The sequence below is a fragment of the Mesobacillus sp. genome, assembly GCF_057785455.1.
Genome location: NZ_JBYNSB010000005.1, coordinates 1 through 5,167, shown reverse-complemented (window position 1 = coordinate 5,167; position 5,167 = coordinate 1). Strand labels below are relative to the sequence as shown.

Genomic DNA, 5,167 nt, shown 5'->3' with positions numbered 1-5,167 from the left:
TAAACCCAACGCTACAGAGGTAACGGTAGAAGGGGAAACTTGTAAAATGTCGGCACCAACAACCCAAACAACTCAAGGCAGTTTAGCCCGAAGAGTTGCCCGCAACATGCTCTCCCGCTCCGCAAGGCACTTTGTCAGCGGCACAATAATGAGGATTATAGAGGAGGGTTGAACATGGCGGTTAATACTTTGAAAAACATGGGAACATCGCCGGAAACAATAACCATAATCCGACCGCGAAAAGGCTGGTGGGATATTGATTGGCGTTCGTTTTGGGAATATAGGGAGTTGCTTTATTTCTTTGTTTGGCGCGATGTTAAAGTCCGATACAAACAGACCCTAATTGGTGCTGCCTGGGCGATAATCCAGCCTTTTATGACGATGGTTGTGTTTAGCCTATTCTTCGGCAAACTGGCAAAAATCCCGTCCAACGGTCTGCCTTACCCAATTTTTTACTACAGCGCTTTGTTGCCTTGGATTTACTTCGCAAACTCAATCCAGCAATCCACTAATGCAATTGTTGCCCATCAAAACATGATCAAGAAAGTCTATTTCCCTCGTATTATCTTACCCCTTTCAGCAATCTTGTCAAATTTGGTAGATTTTGCTATTGCTTTTTCTATTCTGCTCGGGATGATGCTGTTCTATGGGATCGTGCCTACATGGAAACTACTTTTGCTTCCATTTCTTCTTGCACTTGCAATGCTCACAGCCCTTGGCGTTGGACTTTGGCTTTCGGCTTTAAATGCCCTCTATCGCGATGTCCGATACGCTACCCCGTTTTTGATCCAACTCTGGCTGTTTGCATCACCCGTCGCATATCCAGCCAGCATGGTTCCTGAACGATGGCAATGGTTATATTGGCTGAACCCTATGACAGGCGTCATTGAAGGTTTCCGCTGGTCATTGACAGGTCAAGGACAACCGTTAAACAGCCTCTTTCTCGTTTCATTAAGCATTGTCTGCTTGATACTCATTTTAGGGTTAATGTTTTTCCACAAGTTTGAAGGCACTATCGCCGATGTTGTCTAAATGATTGAAACTCTTAATGGGGGTCGTGATAAGATGAACGATGTTGTGATTAGAGCAGAGAAGTTAGGAAAACTTTACAGAATCGGTCAAAGGGGGCATTACATCACTCTTCGCGATGTTATCACTCGTTCTATAAGCACACTATTTCGTTTCATTACTCAGAGGGTGATAGGCAAAAAGCAAAGTAAGCAAGATGACGATGAATCCTACTCTGTTCCAAATACCGAACCTCCTTCTAACTACATTTGGTCACTTAAGGATGTTTCTTTTGAAATCAAGCAAGGTGAGGTCGTTGGCATCATAGGTCGCAACGGTGCAGGTAAAAGCACATTGCTGAAAATCCTCGCCAGAATCACTGAGCCGACAGAAGGGTATGCGGAAGTTCGGGGAAGGGTTGGTAGTTTACTTGAAGTTGGGACAGGTTTTCACCCTGAACTTACAGGCCGGGAGAACATTTACCTTAGCGGCGCTGTTTTGGGCATGAAGAAGCGAGAGATTGACAGAAAGTTTGACGAAATTGTTGCTTTTGCTGAATTGGAGAAGTTCATTGACACGCCAGTGAAGTATTACTCCAGCGGCATGTATGTTCGCCTCGCCTTCGCCGTCGCCGCCCACCTTGACCCCGAGATTTTACTTGTGGATGAAGTTTTGGCAGTGGGCGATGCTGCCTTTCAGAAAAAGTGCTTGGGCAAAATGGGCGATGTAGCCCGAGAAGGACGCACTGTCCTCTTCGTCAGCCACAAAATGGCTGCAATTGAAAATCTGTGTTCAAAAGCCTTTCTACTGGATGGAGGTCGTATCATCCGCTCAGGTGATGTCCATACCGTCGTTCAAACTTACTTACAGACTGTTTCGGGGCAAGTCTCTTTTGTTTCTCTTGAGCATCAAGCGAACCGTAGAGGTACAGGTCGTATTCGCTTTACGCATTTTTACATTGAAGATACTAAAGGCATAAAGTTACAAACAGTTCAAAGTGGCCAAGATATTGTTCTTGTTTCTGGTTTTGAATGTAGGAAGGGTGATAATCCAAATAATGTTGCTTTTGATTTTGGTATTCATGCGATTACTGGAGAAAGGCTCACTGTCTTACACACTGATTTTGTAGGTCAAACCTTTCCCTCTGTGCCTCAAAAAGGGGAGGTAAGATGCCTCATACGCCGCTTCCCATTCGCCCCAGGGCGATATCTGGTTTACTCTCGGGTAGAAGTAAATGGTATTGAAGCAGATTTCCCCCGGGATGGGATAGGTTACATTGATGTAGAGGCAGGGGATTTTTTTGGAACTGGGCGCATATTTGACGGCCAATTTGCCCCTTTCCTCATCTCTGGTGATTGGTGGTTAACCCCTACAAACTCCTTTAACTCTAATAGGAGTTACGCAGTTGGTGAGGAGGTAGCAAAATAAAAAGCGCCATGGGAACCAAAACTCTCAACGCTCTTTTATACAAAGGTTGTTGGTAGGGATGAAAGTAAGGAATACAACTTCAGGCCTAAAAATGACTGCGAATAACTTCGTTGGCTTGGCAACTGAGTTCAGTTTTGTTGTCTCAACCAATCCATTTAGACAATCTCATCCACCCCTCCATTGCATTCTTAAAATTCAGACATACCTCTCCTCCCTACCCATCCTCCATCACTCCTTAAACTACCATTGCCAAAATCAAACTCAAAGCCAAAATCCCTCCCTTCCCTCTAACCTGCCGATGGGCATTATACAATGCTACATACTCTTGCAAGTTCCTCTTGTTCACTTCTCTATGCACTTCCATAAAAGGTCTAAACAAAGAGAACTCACCTTCACAAGAATTTATATGCGCTGCAAAAAGAGCGTAAATCCCAGAACTGTGAACGACAGTTTGGTGAATATAACTACCTGCCAAAACATTATAAGAAGCAAACTCATCTGTATAGACAATAGAACCCTTATGAACAAAACACTTAACAACTTTCAATATAAAGCAAGAGAGAACCTGCTTTACCATTACCATAACAGAAAATGCACCCCTACAAACCAAGCCCAATATAGGAACTTTATCAGTAAAGTATGTCCCTCTCCCTCTCTTTTTAAGACCCCTCTTTCTTGCAGACCTTCCGATTTTTGCTATCTCTTCGGAATAGTTCCTTCCCTTCAAGCCTGCAGTAATGTATACCTCATCTACTTCCCATTCCCCTCTAATCTGGCTTGCAATAGCCATATACATAGAAACTTGTCTATTGTTCCATTCTACCAATTTCACCCTCAACTTCTTCCCCAACCTGAAAGCAGTCATTACGCTTACTCCAAAAAGAAAAGCCAATGCCCTATGGCTTATATGAACAAAAACAAAAAGAAGCAATACCAAAAGCCAACACCTCAAAGGAAGCCTACTGTAAGAGAAGATTGTCCCTGTCTTGTCATTGAAAGTCAGGGTAGGACAGCTTGGATTTTGGCATTCGTATCTGTGGTAAACACCTTTGTATTTTCCCCATTTCGTTGCTTTACCATTGCAATGAGGACATCTAACTCCATCAGGCCATCTCACCTTTCTGAAAAACTTGACAGCCATAGCCTCGCTGGTCAACAATTTAAGCAATCTTATGATTTGCATACTCCATCACCTCTTTGTGAGCATAGTGGGTTTATCTCATCATACAATTCTACTACCAACAATCTTCTTAGTAAAGAGCGAAGCCTGCAGATAAGGAAGCAAGAATCCAACGCGCTATGGAGTTTTCCGTTGATGCTGCTGTGGACAAATATTTGAAGGTGCTATTGCCGTGAGGCATGGGGATTAGTGTGTAAAATTACGCAAAGGAGTGACCGATTTTGCGCCTTCTCTTTCTCATCCATGGCTACCCACCAGATGTCATCGGTGGTCATGAAGTCCGTTGCCAGCGGACGGTTGAAGGTTTGCGGCAGCGAGGACATGATGTTTTGGTGCTGACGACTTATCGGCGGGAGAACGGACCGAGCAAAGACAGTTTCGTTTGGCGACTTCTGCGCTCTAAATGGTCGGAAGATCCTAAAAAGTCGGCTTTTAAATGGGTCTTCGTCTATTGGCACAATGTCAAGGTCTATCGGAAAGTCCTAGCTGAATTTCAACCCGATGTCATCTGCCGCTGGAGCTTAAATTGGTGCACTGCTGCCTTCGTCAATTATGTCCACGAAACTGGGCCGGTTCCTGTCGTCGTGTTCGTCGGTGGTGGTATTCCTGCCGTTCCAGACGACCTATGGTTTCATTTCTGCCGAACTCCTGCAAAGGGAGTTATCCCTAACTTGGTCAAAAAGGCTCTGGTGCAGTTGGCTTCATTCTGGATTCCTACTGAACCCAAATCCATTGCTTATGACACTGTGACTTTCAACAGTCGTTTCGTTAGAGACTGGTGCATAGAGTGTGAAGGTTGGCAAGTGAAGCGACCAGTGGTCATTTACGGTGGAGTGGAAATCAGTCGCTATTTTCCTCGGTTGCCAGAAAGTTATCACAACCCACCGCGTTTTTTATTTGCGGGTAGGATAGACCCAGAAAAAGACCCACTCACTTGCTTGGAGTCGGTTGCTAAATTGGCTCAGAAAGGATTGCCTGTCAAACTTACCCTTGCAGCAGGGATAAGCCTTCACCCGGACTACGAAAAGCGAGTGTTTCAACGAGCGACTGAACTTGACGGATTTGTTCAAGTAAGAGACAAAGTGCCACCGTCTGAAATGCCAAAAGTGTTGAGCGAACATGATGTGTTTGTGTTCTCATCACAGATTGACTGGTGGCCAAATTCCCTTTTAGAAGCGATGGCGTCGGGATTGGCAATTATTGCGACCCGATGCGGTGGACCTGACGAAATCTTGGTTGACGGAGAAAACTGCCTTATTTTTCCCTTCGGCGATGCCGATGCTTTAGCCGAGCGGATGGAGCGACTTATACACGACCCATCGTTGGTCATCAAACTCGGTCAAAACGCCCGAAAACTCGTGGAAGAGAGGTTCACCTTAGAGCGATATTTGGACGAAACGGAAGCGCTGTTGAAAAGCGTGAGGCGTGAAGCGTAATGTGTATTTGTATCCTCTTTTTCGCCAACAATTTCCAAACCTTCATAGTCAGTGGGTCATAAGCGCACTGAAAACTGCAACAAGCATCGTTCATCAGTTCAAAAAGCGAAAAAGG

Annotated in this window: 4 protein-coding genes; 3 read left to right on the top strand and 1 reads right to left on the bottom strand. The window is 44.8% G+C overall.

The window, feature by feature from the left end:
• The first annotated feature begins 174 nt into the window (after nt 1-174).
• Nucleotides 175-1,032 carry an ABC transporter permease gene (locus AC3EBE_RS01785; protein ID WP_488593318.1) on the top strand — a complete coding sequence of 286 codons (858 nt, stop codon included), beginning with the start codon at nt 175-177 and terminating at the stop codon, nt 1,030-1,032.
• 33 nt (nt 1,033-1,065) lie between these two features.
• Nucleotides 1,066-2,436 carry an ABC transporter ATP-binding protein gene (locus tag AC3EBE_RS01780; RefSeq protein ID WP_488593317.1) on the top strand — a complete coding sequence of 457 codons (1,371 nt, stop codon included), beginning with the start codon at nt 1,066-1,068 and terminating at the stop codon, nt 2,434-2,436.
• A 235-nt stretch (nt 2,437-2,671) separates the two neighbouring features.
• Here AC3EBE_RS01780 and AC3EBE_RS01775 read toward each other — a convergent pair whose 3' ends face one another.
• Nucleotides 2,672-3,619 carry an IS1595 family transposase gene (locus tag AC3EBE_RS01775; RefSeq protein ID WP_488593316.1) on the bottom strand — a complete coding sequence of 316 codons (948 nt, stop codon included), beginning with the start codon at nt 3,617-3,619 and terminating at the stop codon, nt 2,672-2,674.
• Between the two features lie 218 nt (nt 3,620-3,837).
• On the opposite strand from AC3EBE_RS01775, the gene AC3EBE_RS01770 reads away from it, so the two are divergent.
• Nucleotides 3,838-5,052 (top strand): glycosyltransferase family 4 protein, encoded by a 1,215-nt coding sequence (locus AC3EBE_RS01770; RefSeq protein ID WP_488593315.1) that lies wholly within the window; start codon nt 3,838-3,840, stop codon nt 5,050-5,052.
• The last annotated feature ends 115 nt before the right edge of the window (nt 5,053-5,167 follow it).

Excerpts from the sequence above, each read along its gene's own strand:
- AC3EBE_RS01785 (WP_488593318.1), top strand. The coding sequence starts at position 175 with ATGGCGGTTAATACTTTGAAAAACATGGGAACATCGCCGGAAACAATA.
- AC3EBE_RS01780 (WP_488593317.1), top strand. The coding sequence starts at position 1,066 with ATGAACGATGTTGTGATTAGAGCAGAGAAGTTAGGAAAACTTTACAGA.
- AC3EBE_RS01775 (WP_488593316.1), bottom strand. The coding sequence starts at position 3,619 with ATGCAAATCATAAGATTGCTTAAATTGTTGACCAGCGAGGCTATGGCT.